The following is a 20,169-nucleotide window of genomic DNA, read 5'->3' as shown; positions in this document are numbered from 1 at the left end:
CGTGATTGTGGAAGAGTCCATCACTCCGAAGAGTGACGATTTGGTGCCTGAGGGCCCGTCACCGGGAAGCGGAGCTCGTTCCTCTCGATCTTCGCGGCGAGCGCATCCAGCACATCCACCCCGAGAACCTCACAGAACTGCAGCAGATACGCGAGCACGTCGGCCACCTCGTCGGCCACGCGGTGGGCCGTCTCCGCCTTCTCCATGACCGCGGCCGACTGCTCCGGGGTCAGCCACTGGAAGATCTCGACCAGTTCGGCCGCCTCCACGCTCAGCGCCACCGCCAGGTTCTTGGGCGTGTGGTACGGCCCCCAACCGCGCGCCGCCGCGAAATCGGCCAGCCGGCGCTGGAGTTGCGCGAGCCGTTCGCCATGCGGTCCGGGGGCCTGGTGCGTCTCGTTCGCCTGGTTCATGGGGTCAGGTCTACCACCGTGATGCCCGGGAGGCCTCGGGCGAGGTCCGCGAGGTCCTCGCCCACCGCTGCCGCCAGCCGGACGTGGCCGTGCGCGCAGGCCAGCTGGGCCAGGCGGAGGAGTTCCGCGCCCTGGCGGCGGTCCAGGCCGCGGTCGAGGCCGTCGGCCAGTACCGTCAGCGCCTGTTGCGCGGAGAGCAGTTCGGCGGCCGGGTCCATGGCGAGCACCCCCGGGCCGGTCAGCAGGACCAGGGCCAGTGCGAGGAAGCGGAGCTCGCCCGCGCCGAGGCGGGCCAGTTCCGTGGCGGGCCGGGCGGGGCCGCGGTCGAGCACCGCCGTGACGGGTCCGCCCGCGGGGGCCCGTACCTCCAGTCCGGCGACGGGTCCCGTGCACGCGGTACGGGCGGCCGCGGTCAGCAGCCCGTGCCGGGTGCCGCATTCGTGGCGGGTCCGGCGCAGTACGTCGGCCAGGTTGGCGCAGTCGCCGCGCAGCCGGCCCTCCCCCGGCGGGACGGGTGCGCGCATCCGCTCCGGGTCCGGGTCGCAGGGGAACACCGAGCGCAGGGCCACGACGACCTGCTCGGCCGCGGCCAGGACCTGCCGCTGGCCGGCGGTGGCCCCTGCCACGCGGAGCGGGAGCAGGGCGGTGCCGAGCCGGTCGTCGGGGAGCGGGGCCCGGGTGACGCCGGTGGCGCCGCCGGTCAGCCAGGCCGCCTGTACGGAGCGGCGGCCGGGGTCGCGCAGGGCGGTGGTGAGCAGGACCTGCCCGTCCTGCGAGAGCCGTTCGCCGACGATCCGCAGGTCGGGCTCGGCCTGGACCGCGAGGTCGAGCCGGACCGGCCCGGCGGGGCCGTCGACCGTACAGCCGATGCGGAATCCGCGCCGCCGCCCGGAGTCGGGGACGGCGAGGTCGGGAATGCGGAGGGCCGGCTCCGGGAAGGCCCGGTCCAGGGTGGCGCCGGATCCCAGGACGGCCAGGGCCTGGTAGGCGGCCAGCGCCTGGGACTTGCCGCTGCCGCTCGGCCCGGCGAGGAGGGTGACGGGCCCGAGCGGGAAGGCCGCGCCGCGGTGCGGTCCGAAGGCGGAGAGCCGCAACTCGGTGACCACGGGCCGGTGCTGCGGCGTCCGCTGCGCGGGCCCGGCGGGATCGGCGGCCCTCCCGGGGCCACCGGACCCGACCCGCGCCGGCACGACCGCAGCCGGAACAGCGGAGGCCGCCGGGAGGGCGGAGGCGGGCGTCGGGATGTCCGGCGCGGCGGAGGCCGCGGGCGCCGCAACCACCGGGGCCTCGCTGCCCGGATCCCGCCCCGTCGGGGCTTCGCCCGCCGGGCGGGGCACCAGGGCGGCCGGGGCGGGCACGGCCACCGCCGGAACTGCGGGGACCCGGGCCCCGGCAGCGGGCCCCGGGTGCGCGGGGGCTTCGCCCGCCGGGCGGGGCACCGGGGCGGTAGGGGCCACGACGGCTCGGCGGGAGGCGATGGGGGCTTCGGGTAACGCGGTGGGGGTGGGGTGGGGGTTCATGCGCCGGACGGTACGGGTCGCCGGGCCCTGCGGGGGGCCGGCGAACCGTTCCGGCGTCGGGACCTTCCTACGATCGGGGGACGGCCGCGGCCGCGATGCCCTCGACCTCGGTGCCGACGGGCGCCAGCAGGAAGACGTTGCGGTCCACCCGGTGCATTCCGCTGCCGAGCCCGAAGACCACGCCGCTGCTGAAGTCCAGGATCCGCTTGGCCACTTCGCTGTCCGCGCCCGTCAGGTCGAGCAGCACCGGGATCTGCGCGATCAGGTACTCCGCCACCTCCCGCGCGTCGGCGAAGATCTGAACCCGGAGCACCACGAAGCGCCGCTGTTCCGCCGCCGACGCCCCGGGCGCCGTGGGGATCGTGCGGTGGTCCACCCGCGAGGGCCATTCGTTGCGGCTGCGCAGGGGGACCACCTGCGCGAGCCCCTCCCACTGTTCGTCGGTGACGTCGTACCTGCTCACCGGGCCGCCTCGGCCGCGCGCTTCATGTGCATCCCCCCATCCTCTCGCGTTTCACCCGTTCAGCCCAACAGCGACACGAACCATCCGGGCTACCCCCCGAGAGGCGGAGTAGGTTAGGTTAGGCATACCTAACCACGACGCCCGCATTTCGGGACGATGGAGAGATCCGCATGCGCATGTCCGGCGCCCCCGCCACCCCGGCCGCCCCGGCCACCCCCGCCGCCCGGCCCACCGACGCCGAACGCATCCGTTCGATCCTGGCCGCCGCCCACTCCCTGACCGTGGTCACCGACGGGCTGCGCACCGAGGTCCGCCACCTCGACGGCACGGACCCCATGGGCCGCCTCCACCTGCACCCCGCCGAGCCCGGCGGGGACGCCGAGCACCGGCCCGCGATCCGGCTGGAGTTCACCGACGTCGCGCCCACCCCCGTACGGGACCGGGTGCGCGCCCGCGTCACCGTGCTGGGCCGCCTGCTGACCCCGTACGGCCACGAGGCCGACTCCACCTGCGTGGAATTCGGCCAGGCCGTCCTGGAGACCGCGGACGGCTTCGCGTACGTCGGCCTCGAAGAGCTCGACGCGGCCCGCCCCGACCCGCTGGCCCCGTACGAGGCGGGCATGCTCACGCACCTCCTCGACGACCACCCGGACCTCGTCACCCTGCTGCTGCGCCTGGTGCACCCGATGCCGGCCACGGCGGTCCTCCGGGCGCTGCCGGTGGCCATGGACCGCTACGGGATCACCCTGCGGCTGGAGGAGCGGCGCGGCCACCGCGACGTACGGCTGCCCTTCCCCTCGCCCCTCGACGACGTCGAGCAGTCGGGCGCCCAGATCCAGGCCCTCTTCAGCGCTGCCCGGCGGCGCTCGCACCGCAACACCCTGCCCGCCTGAAGGGTGTGGATATAGGGATACGGGGTAGGGGTAGGGCTATAAGATGCCGATCATGAAGGCCATCACGTACAGCGCATACGGAACTCCCGAGACCTTCACGCTCGTTGACGCCCCGGAGCCAAGGTCGGCCCCGGCGAGGTCCTGGTCCGCGTCAAGGCGGCCGGGGTCAACCCGGTGAACTGGAAGCTCGCCGCCGGATACCTCGACCCGATCCTCGAAGTGCGCCACCCGGTCATACCCGGCTGGGACGTCGCCGGCATCGTCGAGGCGGTCGGTCCGGACACCTTCGACCACGCCGTCGGCGACGAGGTGTACGGCTACGTCCGCAAGGTCGGGGGCACCTCCCGGCGGTAGCTGGGGGAGGGTGCAGCTCGGCACCTACGCCGAACTGGTCTCCGCCCCCGTCCGGACGCTGGCCCGCAAGCCCCGCGAGCTGACCTTCAAGCAGGCCGCGGGCATCCCGCTGGCCGGACTGACCGCCTATCAGTCGCTCACCCGCGTGGGCCTCAAGGCCGGCGAGACCGTCGTCATCCACTCCGCGGCGGGCGGTACCGGCTCCTTCGGCGTGCAGATCGCGGTCGCCCTCGGCCTGCGGGTATCGGAACGGCCGGCGCCCACAACCACGACTACCTGCGCTCGCTCGGCGCCGAGCGCAGGGGGCGGTCCGCCGCGGACCGCCCCTCGCTCACGAGGTGATCGGCGGCCCCGCCTGTGCCAGTGACGGGCCGACCGCCCGCAGCGCCCCGGGCGTACGCCCCTCGCCCCAGCCGATCTCCCGCCGGTAGCTGCCGAGCAGCCCGCGGCCCACCAGCCCGGCCTCGTCCCGTACGGCCGGGTCCGCACCCGGTCCAGGCCGCCCACCGTGATCCGGTGGTGCAGGGAAGGGTCCTGCGCCGGGTGGTCCAGGCGCCGGGCCATCCCCCGGGACTCCGTCCGTTCCACTGCTCGTGGACGCGGCCGCGACCGGCGATCCGCGCGCCGACCGGCTGCCGCGCGAGCGCGCCCGCGCCGTGGGCCGCGCGGCGGCGCTTCTGTTGGATGTCTTCAATCCGGCGGCCATGGTCGTGACCGAGCCGGCGAGCGTTCTGGACGAGCGGTACCTGGAGGAGATCCGGGGCGCCGCGACGGCGCTCTCCCACGTCCGCGAGGACCCGGAGCGGATCGTGACCCCGCACGCCGGTCCGGCCGTACTCCCCGAGGCAGCCGCAACGACGCTGCTCAGCCGGGTATTCCGTGATCCTTTTAGTATGTCATGAGAGGGCGAGATCACACCCGGCGGTATGGTGCCCGCCTGAGCGGCCCCCCTAGCATTCGAGCCATGACGGTCCTGCCTGACGACGGGCTCTCCCTGGCCGCCGAGTTCCCTGACGCGACGCATGAGCAGTGGCAGCGCCTTGTAGAAGGCGTACTGCGCAAGTCGGGCAAGGAAGCCTCCGGCGAGGCCGCAGAAGACGCTTTGTCCACCCCGCTCGAGGACGGGCTCACCACCCGCCCGCTGTACACCGCGCCGCCCGACGGGTCGGCCCCCGACACCGGTTTCCCCGGCTTCGCCCCCTTTGTCCGGGCCGGCAAGCCGGAGGGCACCACCGCGAACGGCTGGGACGTGCGCCAGCGCCTCGCGGGCTCCGATCCCGTACGCGTGAACGAGGCGGCCCTCGCCGATCTGGAGAACGGGGTCACCTCGCTGTGGCTCACCGTGGGCCGCGGCGGCATCCCGGTCGACGGCCTCGCCCGGGCACTGGACGGGGTCTACCTCGACCTCGCCCCGGTCTCCCTGGACGCCGGAGCCGAATACGCCGAAGCCGCACGGGCGTTCCTCTCCCTGTGCGCCGAGCGCGGGACGCACCCCACAGCCGTCCGCGCGAGTCTCGGTGCCGACCCGCTGGGCCACGAGGCCCGTACCGGCGAGGCCCTCCCCCTCGCCGACGCCGTCGAGCTGGCCGAGGCGGCCGCGGCCGACTACCCCGGGATCCGCGCCCTGACCGTGGACGCCCTGCCGTACCACGAGGCCGGCGGCAGCGCCGCCGAGGAGCTGGGCCTGTCCCTGGCCACCGGTGTCGCCTACCTGCGTGCGCTGACCGAGGCCGGGCTGGGCGTCGAAGCCGCGCTCGGGCAGCTGGAGTTCCGTTACGCGGCCACGGCCGACCAGTTCCTCACCATCGCGAAGTTCCGCGCCGCGCGCCGGCTGTGGGCCCGTATCGCCGAGGCCTCGGGGGCCCCGGAGGCGGGTGCCCAGCTCCAGCACGCGGTGACCTCGCCGGTGATGATGACCCGCCGCGACCCCTGGGTGAACATGCTGCGCACCACCGTGGCCTGCATGGCCGCGGGCGTGGGCGGCGCGGACTCGGTGACCGTGCTCCCCTTCGACCACGAGCTGGGCCTGCCGGACGCCTTCGCGCGCCGCATCGCCCGCAACACCTCCACCGTCCTGCTGGAGGAGTCGCACCTGGCCCGCGTGATCGACCCGGCCGGCGGCTCGTACTACGTCGAGCGGCTCACCGACGAACTCGCGCACGCCGCCTGGGAGTTCTTCCGGACGATCGAGAAGGCCGGCGGCCTGGCCGCCGCCCTGCGCTCCGGACTGGTCACCGAGCGCCTCGCCGCCACCTGGGCCGCGCGGTCGAAGAAGCTGGCCAAGCGCCGCGAACCGATCACCGGCGTCAGCGAGTTCCCGCTGCTGTCGGAGAAGCCGGTCGTACGGGAGCCCGCGCCCGAGGCTCCCTCGGGCGGGCTGCCCCGGGTGCGGCGCGACGAGGCGTACGAGGCCCTGCGCGCCCGGAGCGACGCGCACCTGGCGGCTAGCGGCGCCCGGCCGCGGATCTTCCTGGCCGCCCTGGGTCCGGCGGCCGCGCACACCGCGCGCGCCACCTTCGCCTCGAACCTCTTCCAGGCGGGCGGCATAGAGCCCGTGCACGACCCCGTTTCCGTGGACGCGGAGACGGCCGCCGCGGCCTACGCCGCGAGCGGCGCCGACGGCATGGCCGTGCTGTGCTCCAGCGACGCGCTGTACGAGGAGCAGGCCGAGGCGGTGGCCGGGGCGCTGCGCGCCGCCGGCGCCACGACCGTGTTCCTGGCCGGACGGCCCGGCACCGCGGAAGCCTCCGTGGACGAGTACGTCTTCGCCGGCTGTGACGCCGTCGCCGTGCTGTCCTCCGTACTCGACCGGATGGGAGTGCGCGCATGAGCATCCCCGATTTCTCCGAGCTGACGCTCGGCCCCGCCGCCTCCGCCGGTGTCTCCGAGGACCAGTGGCGCTCCTCGGTGAAGGAGTCCACCGGCACCGCGGCCGCGGACCTGCTGTGGGAGACCCCGGAGGGCATCGGCGTCAAGCCGCTGTACACCGGCCGGGACCTGGAGGGCCTGGACTTCCTGCAGACGTACCCGGGCGTGGCCCCGTATCTGCGCGGCCCGTACCCGACGATGTACGTCAACCAGCCCTGGACGATCCGGCAGTACGCCGGTTTCTCCACGGCCGAGGAGTCGAACGCCTTCTACCGGCGCAATCTGGCCTCCGGCCAGAAGGGCCTGTCGGTGGCCTTCGACCTGCCGACGCACCGCGGCTACGACAGCGACCACCCGCGCGTCACCGGCGACGTCGGCATGGCGGGCGTGGCGATCGACTCGATCTACGACATGCGGCAGCTGTTCGACGGGATCCCGCTGGACAAGATGTCGGTGTCGATGACGATGAACGGCGCGGTGCTGCCGGTCCTCGCCCTCTACATCGTGGCGGCGGAGGAGCAGGGCGTCTCCCCCGACAAGCTCGCCGGGACCATCCAGAACGACATCCTCAAGGAGTTCATGGTCCGCAACACCTACATCTACCCGCCCAAGCCCTCGATGCGGATCATCTCCGACATCTTCGCCTTCACCTCGCAGAAGATGCCGCGGTACAACTCGATCTCCATCTCCGGCTACCACATCCAGGAAGCCGGTGCCACGGCCGACCTGGAGCTGGCGTACACCCTCGCCGACGGCGTGGAGTACCTGCGCGCCGGGCAGGCGGTCGGGCTGGACGTGGACGCCTTCGCGCCGCGTCTGTCGTTCTTCTGGGCGATCGGCATGAACTTCTTCATGGAGGTCGCGAAGCTGCGCGCGGCCCGCCTGCTGTGGGCGCGCCTGGTCAAGCAGTTCGACCCGAAGAACGCCAAGTCGCTGTCGCTGCGCACCCATTCGCAGACCTCCGGCTGGTCGCTGACCGCGCAGGACGTCTTCAACAACGTGACGCGTACGTGCATCGAGGCGATGGCGGCGACCCAGGGCCACACCCAGTCGCTGCACACCAACGCCCTCGACGAGGCGCTCGCGCTGCCGACGGACTTCTCGGCGCGCATCGCCCGCAACACCCAGCTGCTGCTTCAGCAGGAGTCGGGCACCTGCCGGTCCATCGACCCGTGGGGCGGCAGCGCGTACGTCGAGAAGCTGACGTACGACCTGGCGCGGCGGGCCTGGCAGCACATCGAGGAGGTCGAGGCGGCGGGCGGCATGGCACAGGCCATCGACGCGGGCATCCCGAAGCTGCGCGTGGAGGAGGCCGCGGCCCGTACGCAGGCCCGGATCGACTCGGGCCGCCAGCCGGTGATCGGCGTCAACAAGTACCGCGTGGAGAACGACGAGGCGATCGAGGTCCTCAAGGTCGACAACTCCTCGGTGCGCGCCCAGCAGATCGCCAAGCTGCGGCGGCTGCGCGAGGAGCGCGACGAGGCGGTCACCCAGGACACCTTGCGGGCGCTGACGAACGCGGCCGAGCGCGGCGACGGCAACCTCCTCGCGCTGGCGGTGGACGCGGCGCGCGCCAAGGCCACCGTGGGTGAGATCTCCGACGCATTGGAGAAGGTGTACGGGCGACACGCGAGCCAGATCCGTACGATCTCGGGTGTGTACCGCACCGAAGCAGGCGAGTCCCCGTCCGTGGAGCGCACCCGTACCCTCGTCGACCGGTTCGAGGAGGCGGAGGGCCGCCGTCCGCGCATCCTGGTCGCCAAGATGGGCCAGGACGGGCACGACCGCGGCCAGAAGGTGATCGCGACCGCCTTCGCCGACCTGGGCTTCGACGTGGACGTCGGCCCGCTGTTCCAGACCCCGGCGGAGGTGGCCCGCCAGGCCGTCGAGGCGGACGTCCACGTGGTGGGCGTCTCGTCGCTGGCGGCCGGCCACCTGACCCTCGTACCGGCGCTGCGGGAGCAGTTGGCGGAGGAGGGCCGCGAGGACATCATGATCGTGGTGGGCGGGGTCATCCCGCCGGCCGATGTCCCGACGCTGCTGGAGATGGGCGCGACGGCGGTGTTCCCGCCCGGAACGGTCATCCCGGACGCGGCCCACGACCTGGTGAAGCGGCTCGCCGCGGACCTGGGCCACGAGCTGTAGGCGGCCGGGAGTATGCCCCCGAAGATCGACATCGACGTGTACGTGAAGGGCGTGCTCGACGGGAAGCGCGCGCACATCGCGCGCGCCATCACCCTCGTCGAATCCACCCGGGCGGACCACCGGGCCCTGGCCCAGCGGCTGTTGACCGAGCTCCTCCCGCACGCCGGGAACGCGCGCCGGATCGGCATCAGCGGCGTGCCGGGCGTCGGGAAGTCCACCTTCATCGACGCGTTCGGCACGATGCTGACCGGGCTGGGCCACCGGGTCGCGGTCCTGGCCGTGGACCCCTCCTCCACGCGTACGGGCGGCTCCATCCTCGGCGACAAGACGCGGATGGAACGCCTGTCGGTGGACCCTTCGGCCTTCGTCCGGCCCTCGCCGTCGGCGGGGACGCTGGGCGGGGTCGCGAAGGCCACCCGGGAATCGATGATCGTCATGGAGGCGGCGGGCTACGACGTGGTCCTCGTCGAGACGGTCGGCGTGGGCCAGTCGGAGACCACGGTGGCGGGGATGGTCGACTCCTTCCTGCTGCTCTCCCTGGCCCGTACGGGCGACCAGTTGCAGGGCATCAAGAAGGGCGTCCTGGAGCTGGCCGACGTCCTGGCGGTGAACAAGGCGGACGGCCCGCACGAGCGCGACGCGAAGGCCGCCGCCCGTGAACTGTCGGGCGCGCTGCGCCTGATGCACCCCGCCGACGCGGCGTGGACCCCGCCGGTGCTGACGTGCAGCGCCCGGGAGTCGGCCGGGCTGGACGAGGTGTGGAGCCGCCTCGAACAGCACCGGACCCTGCTGGACGCGGGCGGCCGGCTGGCGGCGAAGCGGGCCGCCCAGCAGGTGGAGTGGACCTGGTCGATGGTCCGCGACGAACTGCTGGAGCGGCTGCGCGCGGACCCGGCCGTACGGGATCTCGCGCCGGCCCTGGAGGAGTCGGTCCGGGCCGGCGCCACCACCGCCACCTCGGCGGCGGACCGGATCCTGGCGGCCTTCGCGTCGGGTCAGCCGAGGAACTGAACGACCTCGGCGGTGAAGGCCGCCGGGTCGTCGCGCCACGGGAAGTGCCCGGCGCGGGGCTGGACGACCAGCCGGGGGTCCTGGAACAGCTCCGCGTAGCGGGCCACGACCTCCGGCATGGCGCCCAGGTCGCTCTTGCCGGCGAGCAGGAGGACGGGGCGGTCGAACTCCTCCAGCGCGGCCCGGGTGGCGGCCGGATCGTAGGCCCCCTCGCTGCCGTAGACGGCTGCGGCCTCGGTGTTCCGCAGGGCGTCCTCGGCCGCCTTGCGGGCCTGCGCCTCGGCGTCCCAACGGCCGTGCGAGAACGGCTCGATCGCGTTCCAGTTCTCCGGGGTCAGCTGTCCGGCCAGGATGGCTTCGAGGGCGGCGTGGGCCTGGGCGAACCACGGCTGGTGCGAGTGGCGCCGCGCGCCCCGGAGCCGCGTCTCTCCGGTGACCTCGATGCCGACGGCGAAGACGCTCGGGGTGATGAGGGCCATCCGCCCGATGCGCTTCGGGTGCCGGGCGGCGTACAGCGCGGCGAGGTTCGCGCCAGCCGAGTGTGCCAGCAGGTCGATCTGTTCGAGGCCCAGGTGCTCGCGCAGGGCCTCCACGTCGTCGACGAGCCGGTCGCAGCGGTAGGTCGCCGGGTCCTGCGGTATCGCGGAGCTGCCGGTCCCCCGCAGGTCCAGCACGATCAGCCGGCGGTGCGCGGACAGTCCGCCCAGTTCCTCCAGGTAGGAGGAGGCGAGCATGGGGCCGCCGGGCAGGCAGATCAGTGGGGGCCCGTCACCGAAGACGTGATAGGCGAGCTCGGTGCCGTCGGCGGCGGGCAAGGTAGGCATGGCGCGGATCTTGTCAGCGCCGCGCCCGTCCCGACAACCACATTACCGACGCGTATCGCCGGGCTGCGCCCGGGCCGAGGCCGATGGCTGTGACCGGCACTTTCACAACGGACTCTAGCCCACACCAGTGGTCGTCGTCGTGCGTTCGTGGGAGCGGTGCCGTACCCAGGTTGCCTCGTGCGACCCGCTCGGGCAGGGATCTCCCGTGCCGGACGGTCCGGCGGACGGACAGGAGAGACAGCCATGCGCAGACCCCGAATGCCGTGGCGCCGGTTGGCACCGGCCCTGACGGTGGCGGTCACGACCGCCGCAGCCGGGCTGGCCGCGGCGTCCCCGGCCTCAGCCGCCTTCATCCTCGTGAACTGCCCGGCCCAGAACCTTCAGACCGCGATCAACAACGCGGCGGCCGGTGACACCCTGCTGGTCCGGGGGACCTGCGTCGGCAACTTCACGATCGGCAAGAGCCTCAGCCTCGTCGGCTCCTCCGGCGCGACGCTGAACGGGAACAACGCGGGCCGGACCCTGACCGTCAACGGCCCCACGACGGTCCGGGTCTCGCTCACCGCGCTGACCCTCACCGGCGGTACGGCCGACAATGGCGGCGGTCTCTTCAACAACGGCGCCACGCTGACGCTGAGCAACAGCACGGTACGCAACAACACCGCCGCCGAAGCGGGCGGCGGCATCGCCAACTTCCTCGGCGTGACCACGGTGAACAGCACCACGGTGCACGACAACACCAGCAAGTACGGCGGTGGCATCGCCATCGGCCCGGGGGAGGCGACGGGGGCGACCGTGTTCCGAAGCACGGTGCGCAACAACACGGCCACCCAGCTGGGAGGCGGCATCCTCGGCTTCGGGCACGCCCGGGTGGTCGGCTCGACGATCACGGCCAACACCGCCCAGGGCGGCCCCCTGTCGGGTGGCGGGATCTACAACTTCAGCAACATGACGCTCTTCGGCAACTCCATCACTGCCAACAACCCGAACGACTGCTCCTCGACGACGCCTCTCCCGGGCTGCACCACCGTCTGAGACGGCGGACCCAGCCCTCAACGAATGGCTGTGAACAGCACTTTCACCACGGACCCTAGGCCTCCACCAGGACCGGTCCGGCCGCGGAGAGCGTCCGGCGCAGCAGGCGGGTCCGTTCCGCCGGGTCCTCTCCGCCCAGCAGGGCGGAGAGGACGGCGATGCGCGCCTGGCCGGCCCGCAGCGTTCCCGTCGGCACGGCCCCGGCCGCGACCAGGTCCACGGCGCCGCCGTGGGTGTAGATCTCGGTGACCGGCCCGGCCACGACCCGCGTGGTCAGCGCGACCAGCACCCCGCGCCCGATGGCCGCCTTGACGGCGTCCACGATCTCCGGGGTCGCGTTGCCCGCGCCCGTACCGACCAGGACGATGCCCCGCGCGCCGGCCTCGACGGCGGCGTTCAGCAGCACCGGGTCGCCGTCGGCGTGGTGCACCACCACGTCCACGCGCGGCGGGAGTTCGGGCATCGCGGGCAGCGGGAGCGGCTCGGGCCGCTGGGGTGCGCGCAGGACGGTGACCTTGCCGAAGCCGATCTTCCCGAAGAGTTCCTTGGACGGGTCGGCGAACGCGTCCAGGTCCACGGCCTGGGTCTTCACCGTGCCGCGGGCGGCGTGCACCCGGCCCGCGAAGGCGATCAGCACGCCCAGCCCGCGCGTGGTGGCGGCGGTGAGCAGCGCGTCGTAGAGGTTGCCCGGCCCGTCCCCGTCGGCGGTGCCCATGGGCCGCTGCGAGCCCGTGAACACGACGGAGCGCGGGTCGTGGTGGTGCAGGTCGACGAGGAACGCCGACTCCTCGAGGGTGTCGGTGCCGTGCGTGACGACGATGCCGTCGACGCCCGGGTCGGCGAGCACCTCGTGCACGGTACGCAGCAGGGTGAGCTGGTGGGCCGTGGTGAGCCGGGGGCTGTTCACGCTAAACAGGTCCACGAGCTCGACGGTGATGCCTTCGGGCAGCGGCGCCGTGGCCATGACCTCGCTGCCGTCGGCGTCCGCGGCGAATCCGGAGCCCTGCCAGCGGCTGGCTATCGTCCCACCGGTGCTGATGACGACGATCCGTCCCATGGTCCGTGGCCGCCCTTCCTCGTACGTATGTGCTGAAAGCAGCAATGATAGGGAGATCTACGCGCAACGCGATTGCGTCTTTGACCCCCGCTGTAACATTCAGTGGGTGATAATTGCGTGATGGACGCCATTGACCGGGATATCTTGCGCGAGCTCCAGGCGGACGGCCGGCTCAGCAACCAGGAGCTCGCCCAGCGCGTGGGGCTCACCCCCTCCCCCTGTATGCGCCGGGTGCGGCAGCTGGAACAGGACGGGGTGATCCAGGGCTACCGCGCCGTGATCTCCCCCGAGGCGGTGGGCCGCGGCTTCGAGGTGCTCGTCTCGGTGGAGGTGCGCCGCGACCGCGCCGCAGTCGAGGCCTTCGAGGCCGCCCTCCAGGACATCCCCGACGTCATCGAGGCCTACCGTCTCTTCGGCAGCCCGGGCTGCCTGCTGCGCATCGCCGTCGCGGACCTGCGCGCGTACGAACGCCTGTGGATCGAGCAGCTGACGGCCCTCTCGGGGGTCACCGAGGTCAATTCGCAGATCATCATGAAGCGCATCAAGGAACCGACCGGCCTGCCCGTCGAACGCTGACACGGCCCGGCCCAACCCAGACAGGAAGCAGCACCCCATGGAACCTCTCGGCACCGGCGACCCGGTCCGGCTGGGCCCCTACCGCCTCCTCGGCGTGCTCGGCGCCGGCGGCATGGGCAAGGTCTACTTCGGCCGGGACGCGGACGGCCGGACCGCGGCGGTCAAGGTGCTGCTGCCGGAACTGGCCCACGACCCGAACCTCGCCCAGCGCTTCGTCCGCGAGGCGCACACCGCCCAGGCCGTCACCAGCCCCGGCGTCGCCCGCGTCCTGAACGCGCGCAGCGAGGACGGCAACCGGCCCTGGATCGCCACCGAGTTCCTGTCCGGGCCCACCCTCGACGACGCCGTCCAGCGGTACGGTCCCTTCGGCCCGGACGGCATACGCGCCCTCGCCGCCTCCCTCGCCGCCACCCTGCGGGACATCCACGCGGCGGGGCTGGTCCACCGCGACCTGAAGCCCGCCAACATCGTGCTCACGGCGGCGGGACCGCGCGTCATCGACTTCGGCATCGCGCGCCCCGAGCACGGGCTGACCCTCACCACCACCGGCCAGGTCCCGGTCACCCCCGGCTACGGGGCCCCCGAGCAGGTGCTCGGCCAGCGGGTGGGTCCGGCCGCGGACGTGTTCTCGCTGGGCGCGGTGCTCACGTACGCGGCGACCGGGCGGCGCGCCTTCGACGGGACGCACGTGGCGGCCGTCCAGTACGAGGTGGTGCACGGCGAGCCCCAACTCGCGGGGATTCCCGATGACTTGCTGGCTCTGATCGCGCCCTGCCTCGCCAAGGACCCCGCGTACCGCCCGACCCCCGACCAGATCGGCGGCGCCTTCGCCCCACCGCGCGGAGCCGACCGCGTCTGGCGTACGGGGCCGCTCGCCAAGGACATCGCCCGCCGCGGCACCGAGGCCGAGCGGCAGGCCACGCTCCTCGTACAGGAGCCCGGAACCGGCCTCTCCCGCAGGCGGCTGCTGCGTACCTCACTGGCCGCGGGCGGGGTCCTGGCGGCGGGCGGCGGCGCCGGGGCCTGGTGGCTGCTTCGCGGCGAACCCAAGGCGCCCAACGTGCCCGGAGTGGCGACGGACGCGCAGCCGCTGGCGCTGTCCGCCGCGCAGTCCGGCAAGGCGCCGGAACCCTTGTGGGGGCCGCTGCCGGTGGCGGCGAAGGCGGAGAACGGGGTGGTCATGACCCCGCTGTCGCTGCGCGACGTGGTCATGTTCGCAGCCAAGGACGGCGGGCTGGCGGCCCGGCTGACGCGCGACGGCCGGGAGAAGTGGCGCATGGCCGACATCACGCCGGCCGCCGGCCTCCTCGCGCTGGATGAGCCCCTGTTCGCCGCGGCGGACGGGCAGGGGGCGTTGCGCGTCCACGAGGCCTCCACGGGCAAGCTCCAGTGGTCGATGCCGGGAGCCGAGGTCAGCCGGATCCTGACCGCGGACAAGGAGTTCCTCTACGTGGTGACCCAGGGCGGCCGACTGCGCGCGATCGACCTGAAGTTGCAGACCGTGAAGTGGACGGTGCCGCTGCCGGCGACCGCCGTGGCGGGCGCGGGGCCCAAGGCGGCGGCGGGAGGCGGCACCGCCGTCGTCTTCGGCGCCGACGGCACCGTTCGCTCCTTCTACAACCAGTCCGGGACCAAGACTTGGGAGATCCAAGGCCAGGCGAACTCCGCCATCGACCCGCTCGTCGTGGAATTCAAGACCCCCGGCACCATCGACTACAGGGTCTACCTCGGCGGCCGCACCCTGACGGCCCGCAAGATGGTCGGCGGCGACGAACTGTGGAAGGCGGCCGCCACCGGTGACCCGCGCCAGGGCGCCGGCGGCTGGGGCGCCCCCATGCGGGACGGCAAGAACCTGGTCTGCGCGAACGGGACGACGCTGGCCGCCTTCACCACCGAGGGCCAGGAGCTCCCGGCACGCGGCCGGGCCGCCCGGGGCCCGCTTCCGCACACCCCCCTCGTGCTCCAGGGCCAGACGCTGTGGGCGGTCGAGGGCGAGGGGCGGGGGGTCTCGGCCTACTCCAGCACCGAAGGCAAACGGTTCTGGACCTGGGCGGCCGATTCCAGCGGGCCCTGGGCCATGTCCGGTGTCGGGAACCGGGTGTTCCTCGTCAACGACGGGAACCTCACGGCCATGCCGACCGTGGGCTGACCCCGCGCCGGGCGACCTCGCAATCACCGCTTAGGCTCGGGGCCGGACAACGACCCGGGAGAGCACGCGCATGGAACGCCTACGCCACGACGACCCGTCGCAGATCGGGCCGTACGCGACGCTGGCCCGGCTCGACGCCGAGTCCGCCGGGCGGACCGTTCCCGAACGCCGCTACCTCGCGCGGGGCGGTGACGGGGAGCGGACCGTCCTGCTCTGCGTGCCGCCGGTCGGCGCCGATCCGTCCCGGTGGGCGATCGAGGCCGAGGGCGCCCGGCGGCTGTCCGTACCGGGGTTCCTGAACGTCTCGGAGGTGGGCGGCTCGGCCGGCTTCCCCTGGTACGCCGCCCCCTACACCCCGGCGCTGCCGCTGCCGGAGGCGCTCGCCGCGTACGGCGGCCCGCTGCCCGAGGACACCGTCCGCAGGCTCGGCGCCGGGCTCGCGCAGGGGCTGGCCGCGGCGCACGCGCAGGGGGTGACGCACGCGGGGCTGTCCCCGGCCGCCGTGCTCGTCACGCCGGGCGGGCCGCTGCTGACGTGCTTCGGGGCCGCGCGGGCGGGCCTCGCCGGGCTCGACCCGGGCTGCCTGGCCCCGGAACAGGCCTCGGGCGCGGCCGCCTGGACTCCGGCCGCTGACCTCTTCGCACTGGGGGCCGTACTGGCGTACGCGGCGACCGGCTACACGGTGCCGGAGCAGAGCGAACTCCCGGCAGGGCTGCGGCGCCTGGTCGGGGCCTGCCTGGCCCGCGACCCGGCGGACCGCCCCGGCTCGGCCCAGGAACTGCTGCGCGAGCTCGCCGTGCCGGCGGAAGCGACGGGACGGACAGGTCCTGCGCGGCAGGCGGGACCGGCAGCGGCCGTTTCGCCCGCCGGTGGCACTGCGGCGCGGGATCCGCGACTGCCGGCCACGGCAGGCTTCGACCTGGCTGCGCACTCCCTGCCGGCCGCACGCGTCCCCGCCCCGGCATCCCCGCCCCTGCCGGCCGCACACGTTCCCGGCCCGACATCCCCATCCCTCCCGGCCGCACACGTTCCCGGCCCGACATCCCCATCCCTCCCGGCCGCACACGTTCCCGGCCCGGCATCCCCGTCCCCGCCGACGGCGACGGTCCTCGACCACGCCGCTCCCCCGCCCCTGCCCGGCCGCGTGGTGGCCGCGCTCGCCTCCCAGTCCGCCGCGCTCCTTGCCGCGGAACTACCCGTCCCCCAGCAGGCGTTCGCCGCGACCCAGAAGGTGCGCTGACCCCGATGCCCCTCGCCCCGGCACCCTTCACCCCGCTCACGCACGACGATCCGCAGGACCTCGGTGGCTACCGGCTGCTGGCCCGGCTCGGCAGCGGCGGCATGGGCACGGTCTACCTGGCCCGCTCGTCCGGCGGGCGTACGGTCGCGCTCAAGACCGTGCACACCCGGATCGCCGCCGACACCTCCTTCCGGACCCGCTTCCGGCTGGAGTCGGACGCGGCGCGGATCATCGGCGACCGGTACGGGGCCCGCGTGTTCGGCGCCGATCCGCTGGCCGCGACGCCCTGGCTGGCCACGGAGTACGTGCTCGGGCCGCAGCTCGACGAGGCGGTCCGGATCAGCGGGCCGCTGCCCGAGGCGTGCGTCCGGTCCCTCGGCGCGGACCTCGCCCTCGCGCTCGGCCAGCTGCACCGCTCGGACGTGGTGCACCGCGACCTCAAGCCGTCCAACATCATGGTGACGGCCACCGGCCCCAAGGTCATCGACTTCGGCATCGCCCGCGCCCTCGGCGACGAGCGGCTCACCTCGGTCGGCGCCGCGGCCGGCACCCCGGCCTACATGTCGCCCGAGCAGGCCGGCGGGCTCGAACACACACCGGCCGGCGATGTGTTCGCGCTGGCGGGCGTACTCGTCTTCGCGGCGTCCGGACACGGCCCCTTCGGCGGCGGTCAGGCCGCGGACCTGCTCTACCGGGTGCGGTACGCGGACCCCGATCTGTCCGGCGTACCGGCGGAACTGGCGCCGCTGCTGGCCCGTTGTCTCAGCAAGGACCCGGCGCTGCGGCCCACGACGGCCGAGCTGGCACGGCTGCTCACGCCCGGCGACGGCGTGTTCGCGGACGGGCTGCCCCAGCCGGTGCTCGCGGACATCACCCGGCGCAGTGCGGCGGTGTGGCAGGAGCCGCCGGGCCGTCTCGCGGCTCCCGCCGGGGAGCCGACGACGGTCGTGGCTGCCGGGATGTCGCGCCGCCGGCTGTTCTCGGTCGGCGGCGGCGTGCTCGGCGCGGCGGCGCTCGCCGCCGCCGGGGCCGTGTGGGCCTGGCCCGACGAGCCTACGGACGCCAAGCCACCGGCCCTCGCGGAGGCGCCCGCCTCGCTGTGGAAGATCTCCCTGGCCGGCACCTCGGCGGACTTCGTCCCGCTGTGGGTGGGCGACGGACCGGTCCTGGCCGCGGGCTTGGTGGCCCGGAAGGTCGAGCCGAAGACGGGCGCGCTCGTGTGGCAGCAGGACCTCCAGAGCCCTTGGCGGATGGCCACCGACGGCAAGGAGCTGTACGCGCTGCGGGAGCCGGACGCGGAGGCCGCCAAGGCCGGCCGGGCGGGGGCGCTCGCCGTCGGGCGGGTTCCGCCGGTTGGCCTGAACGGGAAGCCGTCCGTCACGCTCGACGCCTTCGACGGGAACCACAAGCTGGCCCAACTCCTGTGCGTGGAGGGGGACACGGCGTACCTGTCGGCCAAGGCGGCCGCCGGCGCGGAGTGGTTCCTCGTCGCCGCGAGCCTGAAATCCGGCCGCGAGCTGTGGCGCCAGAAGACGGCGGCGCCCTTCGAGCGCCAGTCGTCACCCGCCCTCGTCCGCGGCAAGGTCGTGAAGGGCGGCCTCCTGCTGTGCCGCCGCTCGGAGGCGGGGGAATCCCTGGGCCTGTCCCTGCACGACACCGCCACCGGCGCCATGCGCTGGGAGAAGACCGGGCTGTCCGTCACGGGCGCGCTGCCCTACGCCCTGGCCACGGACGAGGACCACGTCTACATCGGCGCCGACTCCCTCCAGGCGCTGCGGCTCATCGACGGCGCGACGGCGTGGTCCTTCGGAGAGGGCCGGGACATGGGCAACAAGCCGTACGGCATGCGCCGTTACGGAATCCCGACCGTCCACGAGGGGGTCGTCTACGTCGTCGAGAGCGCCCGCGGCATCGTCGCCGTCGACGCCCGCACCGGCGTCGCGCTCTGGTCCGAGGAGCCCCTGAAGGACACCACCGCAGACGGCGACGTCGCACCGGTGGTGGTCGGCCGGCTCGTCCTCACCATGGACAAGATCGGCCTGCGGGCCGTCTACGTCCGCTCCCACAAGCCGCTGTGGCGCTACCCGACGACGGCGGTCGCCCTGGCCGCCGACCCGGGCGGAGGGCGGGTCTACGCCCGGGAGGAGCGCATGGCGCTCGCCCTCCCCATCGACGGCTGAACCGGCAGGCGTCACCCCTGCCAGCTGTGGGGGGCGCGGAAGCCCGGGGTGCGTTCCAGGCGGCGCCAGCCGGCCTGGGAGCGGGTGGGGGCGGGGATCTCGGGGGTGGCGGCGGCGCGGGCGAGGAGGATCGCGGTGATCGCGGCGAGTTCCTCGGGGGCGGCGTGGCCCTTTTCGACGCGCAGCAGGGTGTCGGTGCTCATGGTGGCTGGTCTCCTTACTGCGGCGGGTTGCCGTGCTTGCGGGAGGGCAGGTCGGCGTGCTTGTTGCGGAGCATCGAGAGGGCCGCGATGAGGGTTTCGCGGGTCTCGGCGGGGTCGATGACGTCGTCCACCAGACCCCGCTCGGCCGCGTAGTAGGGGTGCATCAGCTCGGCCTTGTACTCCTTGACCATGCGGGTGCGCATGGCTTCGGGGTCCTCGGCGTCCGCGATCTGCTTGCGGAAGATCACGTTGGCGGCGCCCTCGGCGCCCATGACGGCGATCTCGTTGGTGGGCCAGGCGTAGGTGAGGTCGGCGCCGATGGACTGCGAATCCATCACGATGTAGGCGCCGCCGTACGCCTTGCGCAGAATCAGCGAGATCCGGGGGACGGTGGCGTTGCAGTACGCGTAGAGCAGCTTCGCGCCGTGGCGGATGATCCCGCCGTGCTCCTGGTCCACACCCGGCAGGAACCCGGGCACGTCCAGCAGGGTGACGATCGGGATGTTGAAGGCGTCGCACATCTGGACGAAGCGGGCGGCCTTCTCGGAGGCCTCGATGTCCAGGACACCGGCGAGGTGGCCGGGCTGGTTGGCGACGATGCCCACGACCTGCCCGTCCAGACGGGCCAGCGCGCAGATGATGTTGCGGGCCCACCGTTCGTGGACCTCCAGGACATCGCCGTCGTCGACGAGTTCCTCGATGACCTTGAGCATGTCGTACGGGCGGTTGCCGTCCGCCGGGACCAGATCCAGCAGGACCTCGGAACGGCGGTCGGCCGGATCGGCGCTCTCGTGGACCGGCGGGTTCTCCCGGTTGTTCGAGGGCAGCATCGAGATCAGGTAGCGGACCTCGGAGATGCACGTCTCCTCGTCGTCATACGCGAAATGCGCCACACCGCTCGTCTCGGCGTGCACATCCGCACCACCCAGACCGTTCTGCGTGATCTCCTCACCCGTCACCGCACGGACCACGTCCGGACCGGTGATGAACATCTGCGAGGTGTCCCGCACCATGAACACGAAGTCCGTCAGCGCCGGCGAATAGGCGGCGCCGCCCGCGCACGGGCCCAGCATCACACTGATCTGCGGGATGACACCCGAGGCCCTGGTGTTGCGCTGGAAGATCCCGCCATAACCCGCCAGAGCGGAGACGCCCTCCTGGATACGGGCACCCGCACCGTCGTTCAGCGACACCAGCGGCGCGCCGGCCGCGATGGCCATGTCCATGATCTTGTGGAT

18 protein-coding genes and 1 pseudogene are annotated in these 20,169 nt (G+C 73.4%); 11 read left to right on the top strand and 8 right to left on the bottom strand.

Annotated elements, in window-relative coordinates; translation table 11 throughout:
* Window positions 1–20 precede the first annotated feature (20 nt).
* The 3 genes from ACGFYU_RS18205 to ACGFYU_RS18195 all read right to left on the bottom strand — a co-directional run bounded on the left by ACGFYU_RS18205 (window position 21) and on the right by ACGFYU_RS18195 (window position 2,396).
* Window positions 21–413 (bottom strand): nucleotide pyrophosphohydrolase, encoded by a 393-nt coding sequence (locus ACGFYU_RS18205; RefSeq protein ID WP_393828293.1) that lies wholly within the window; start codon window positions 411–413, stop codon window positions 21–23.
* Entirely contained in the window at window positions 410–1,933 is a 1,524-nt protein-coding gene (locus tag ACGFYU_RS18200) for an ATP-binding protein (protein WP_393828292.1), read from the bottom strand. Before ACGFYU_RS18200 ends, ACGFYU_RS18205 begins: the two co-directional genes overlap by 4 nt.
* A 67-nt stretch (window positions 1,934–2,000) precedes the next feature.
* Window positions 2,001–2,396, bottom strand: a complete 396-nt coding sequence (locus ACGFYU_RS18195; protein WP_393828291.1) for a cell division protein SepF — start codon at window positions 2,394–2,396, stop codon at window positions 2,001–2,003.
* A 170-nt stretch (window positions 2,397–2,566) separates the two neighbouring features.
* Between ACGFYU_RS18195 and ACGFYU_RS18190 the strand changes: the two genes are divergently transcribed.
* Window positions 2,567–3,289 (top strand): DUF2470 domain-containing protein, encoded by a 723-nt coding sequence (locus tag ACGFYU_RS18190; RefSeq protein WP_393828290.1) that lies wholly within the window; start codon window positions 2,567–2,569, stop codon window positions 3,287–3,289.
* Window positions 3,290–3,341: 52 nt separating this feature from the next.
* Window positions 3,342–3,967: pseudogene (locus ACGFYU_RS18185) on the top strand (NADP-dependent oxidoreductase); the annotation flags it as partial.
* Window positions 3,968–3,974: 7 nt separating this feature from the next.
* Here ACGFYU_RS18185 and ACGFYU_RS18180 read toward each other — a convergent pair.
* The gene (locus ACGFYU_RS18180) at window positions 3,975–4,097 is read right to left on the bottom strand and encodes a hypothetical protein (RefSeq protein ID WP_393828289.1); all 123 of its coding nucleotides are present in this window, start codon (window positions 4,095–4,097) and stop codon (window positions 3,975–3,977) included.
* A gap of 139 nt (window positions 4,098–4,236) precedes the next feature.
* Here ACGFYU_RS18180 and ACGFYU_RS18175 point away from each other — a divergent pair, with 139 nt between their 5' ends.
* The 4 genes from ACGFYU_RS18175 (at window position 4,237) to meaB (ending at window position 9,667) form a co-directional block, all read left to right on the top strand.
* Window positions 4,237–4,545: a hypothetical protein gene (locus ACGFYU_RS18175; RefSeq protein WP_393828288.1), complete on the top strand. Its 309-nt coding sequence runs from the start codon at window positions 4,237–4,239 to the stop codon at window positions 4,543–4,545.
* Between the two features lie 62 nt (window positions 4,546–4,607).
* A complete protein-coding gene (gene mutA, locus ACGFYU_RS18170; RefSeq protein ID WP_393828287.1) occupies window positions 4,608–6,473 on the top strand; it encodes a methylmalonyl-CoA mutase small subunit in 1,866 nt (621 codons plus the stop codon).
* Window positions 6,470–8,656 carry a methylmalonyl-CoA mutase gene (scpA, locus tag ACGFYU_RS18165; RefSeq protein WP_393828286.1) on the top strand — a complete coding sequence of 729 codons (2,187 nt, stop codon included), beginning with the start codon at window positions 6,470–6,472 and terminating at the stop codon, window positions 8,654–8,656. The genes mutA and scpA overlap by 4 nt, the downstream gene beginning before the upstream one ends.
* A 12-nt stretch (window positions 8,657–8,668) precedes the next feature.
* The gene (gene meaB, locus ACGFYU_RS18160; RefSeq protein ID WP_393828285.1) at window positions 8,669–9,667 is read left to right on the top strand and encodes a methylmalonyl Co-A mutase-associated GTPase MeaB; all 999 of its coding nucleotides are present in this window, start codon (window positions 8,669–8,671) and stop codon (window positions 9,665–9,667) included.
* Here meaB and ACGFYU_RS18155 read toward each other — a convergent pair.
* On the bottom strand, window positions 9,652–10,491 hold the full coding sequence (locus tag ACGFYU_RS18155) for an alpha/beta fold hydrolase (protein WP_393828284.1): 840 nt from the start codon (window positions 10,489–10,491) through the stop codon (window positions 9,652–9,654). The genes meaB and ACGFYU_RS18155 overlap by 16 nt on opposite strands.
* A gap of 243 nt (window positions 10,492–10,734) precedes the next feature.
* On the opposite strand from ACGFYU_RS18155, the gene ACGFYU_RS18150 reads away from it, so the two are divergent.
* On the top strand, window positions 10,735–11,526 hold the full coding sequence (locus ACGFYU_RS18150; protein ID WP_393828283.1) for a hypothetical protein: 792 nt from the start codon (window positions 10,735–10,737) through the stop codon (window positions 11,524–11,526).
* 55 nt (window positions 11,527–11,581) lie between these two features.
* Here ACGFYU_RS18150 and ACGFYU_RS18145 read toward each other — a convergent pair whose 3' ends face one another.
* A complete protein-coding gene (locus ACGFYU_RS18145; protein ID WP_393828282.1) occupies window positions 11,582–12,583 on the bottom strand; it encodes an asparaginase in 1,002 nt (333 codons plus the stop codon).
* A gap of 120 nt (window positions 12,584–12,703) precedes the next feature.
* Between ACGFYU_RS18145 and ACGFYU_RS18140 the strand changes: the two genes are divergently transcribed.
* From ACGFYU_RS18140 to ACGFYU_RS18125, 4 genes are all read left to right on the top strand, one after another.
* The gene (locus ACGFYU_RS18140; RefSeq protein ID WP_382636015.1) at window positions 12,704–13,159 is read left to right on the top strand and encodes an Lrp/AsnC family transcriptional regulator; all 456 of its coding nucleotides are present in this window, start codon (window positions 12,704–12,706) and stop codon (window positions 13,157–13,159) included.
* 37 nt (window positions 13,160–13,196) lie between these two features.
* Window positions 13,197–15,308, top strand: coding sequence for a protein kinase (locus tag ACGFYU_RS18135; protein ID WP_393828281.1), 2,112 nt, complete (start codon window positions 13,197–13,199; stop codon window positions 15,306–15,308).
* Window positions 15,309–15,378: 70 nt separating this feature from the next.
* Window positions 15,379–16,548 carry a serine/threonine protein kinase gene (locus ACGFYU_RS18130; RefSeq protein ID WP_393828280.1) on the top strand — a complete coding sequence of 390 codons (1,170 nt, stop codon included), beginning with the start codon at window positions 15,379–15,381 and terminating at the stop codon, window positions 16,546–16,548.
* A 5-nt stretch (window positions 16,549–16,553) separates the two neighbouring features.
* On the top strand, window positions 16,554–18,728 hold the full coding sequence (locus tag ACGFYU_RS18125) for a PQQ-binding-like beta-propeller repeat protein (protein WP_393828279.1): 2,175 nt from the start codon (window positions 16,554–16,556) through the stop codon (window positions 18,726–18,728).
* Between the two features lie 11 nt (window positions 18,729–18,739).
* Here the strand turns inward: ACGFYU_RS18125 and ACGFYU_RS18120 are convergent, their stop codons facing one another.
* Window positions 18,740–18,931, bottom strand: a complete 192-nt coding sequence (locus ACGFYU_RS18120; RefSeq protein ID WP_393828278.1) for an acyl-CoA carboxylase subunit epsilon — start codon at window positions 18,929–18,931, stop codon at window positions 18,740–18,742.
* Window positions 18,932–18,945: 14 nt separating this feature from the next.
* Window positions 18,946–20,169 (bottom strand): acyl-CoA carboxylase subunit beta (locus tag ACGFYU_RS18115; RefSeq protein WP_393828277.1); only part of this gene is annotated, 1,224 nt, incomplete at its 5' end.

This window comes from Streptomyces sp. NPDC048337, assembly GCF_043201175.1.
Taxonomy (GTDB): Bacteria; Actinomycetota; Actinomycetes; order Streptomycetales; family Streptomycetaceae; genus Streptomyces.
This window is presented reverse-complemented; position numbering and strand designations above follow the sequence as displayed.

Bases quoted from the DNA above. Each gene is read 5' to 3' on its own strand.
- meaB (WP_393828285.1), top strand. From the start codon at position 8,669: ATGCCCCCGAAGATCGACATCGACGTGTACGTGAAGGGCGTGCTCGAC.
- ACGFYU_RS18130 (WP_393828280.1), top strand. From the start codon at position 15,379: ATGGAACGCCTACGCCACGACGACCCGTCGCAGATCGGGCCGTACGCG.
- ACGFYU_RS18120 (WP_393828278.1), bottom strand. From the start codon at position 18,931: ATGAGCACCGACACCCTGCTGCGCGTCGAAAAGGGCCACGCCGCCCCC.
- ACGFYU_RS18140 (WP_382636015.1), top strand. From the start codon at position 12,704: ATGGACGCCATTGACCGGGATATCTTGCGCGAGCTCCAGGCGGACGGC.
- ACGFYU_RS18125 (WP_393828279.1), top strand. From the start codon at position 16,554: ATGCCCCTCGCCCCGGCACCCTTCACCCCGCTCACGCACGACGATCCG.
- ACGFYU_RS18135 (WP_393828281.1), top strand. From the start codon at position 13,197: ATGGAACCTCTCGGCACCGGCGACCCGGTCCGGCTGGGCCCCTACCGC.
- ACGFYU_RS18145 (WP_393828282.1), bottom strand. From the start codon at position 12,583: ATGGGACGGATCGTCGTCATCAGCACCGGTGGGACGATAGCCAGCCGC.
- ACGFYU_RS18190 (WP_393828290.1), top strand. From the start codon at position 2,567: ATGCGCATGTCCGGCGCCCCCGCCACCCCGGCCGCCCCGGCCACCCCC.
- mutA (WP_393828287.1), top strand. From the start codon at position 4,608: ATGACGGTCCTGCCTGACGACGGGCTCTCCCTGGCCGCCGAGTTCCCT.
- ACGFYU_RS18155 (WP_393828284.1), bottom strand. From the start codon at position 10,491: ATGCCTACCTTGCCCGCCGCCGACGGCACCGAGCTCGCCTATCACGTC.
- ACGFYU_RS18150 (WP_393828283.1), top strand. From the start codon at position 10,735: ATGCGCAGACCCCGAATGCCGTGGCGCCGGTTGGCACCGGCCCTGACG.
- scpA (WP_393828286.1), top strand. From the start codon at position 6,470: ATGAGCATCCCCGATTTCTCCGAGCTGACGCTCGGCCCCGCCGCCTCC.
- ACGFYU_RS18200 (WP_393828292.1), bottom strand. From the start codon at position 1,933: ATGAACCCCCACCCCACCCCCACCGCGTTACCCGAAGCCCCCATCGCC.
- ACGFYU_RS18205 (WP_393828293.1), bottom strand. From the start codon at position 413: ATGAACCAGGCGAACGAGACGCACCAGGCCCCCGGACCGCATGGCGAA.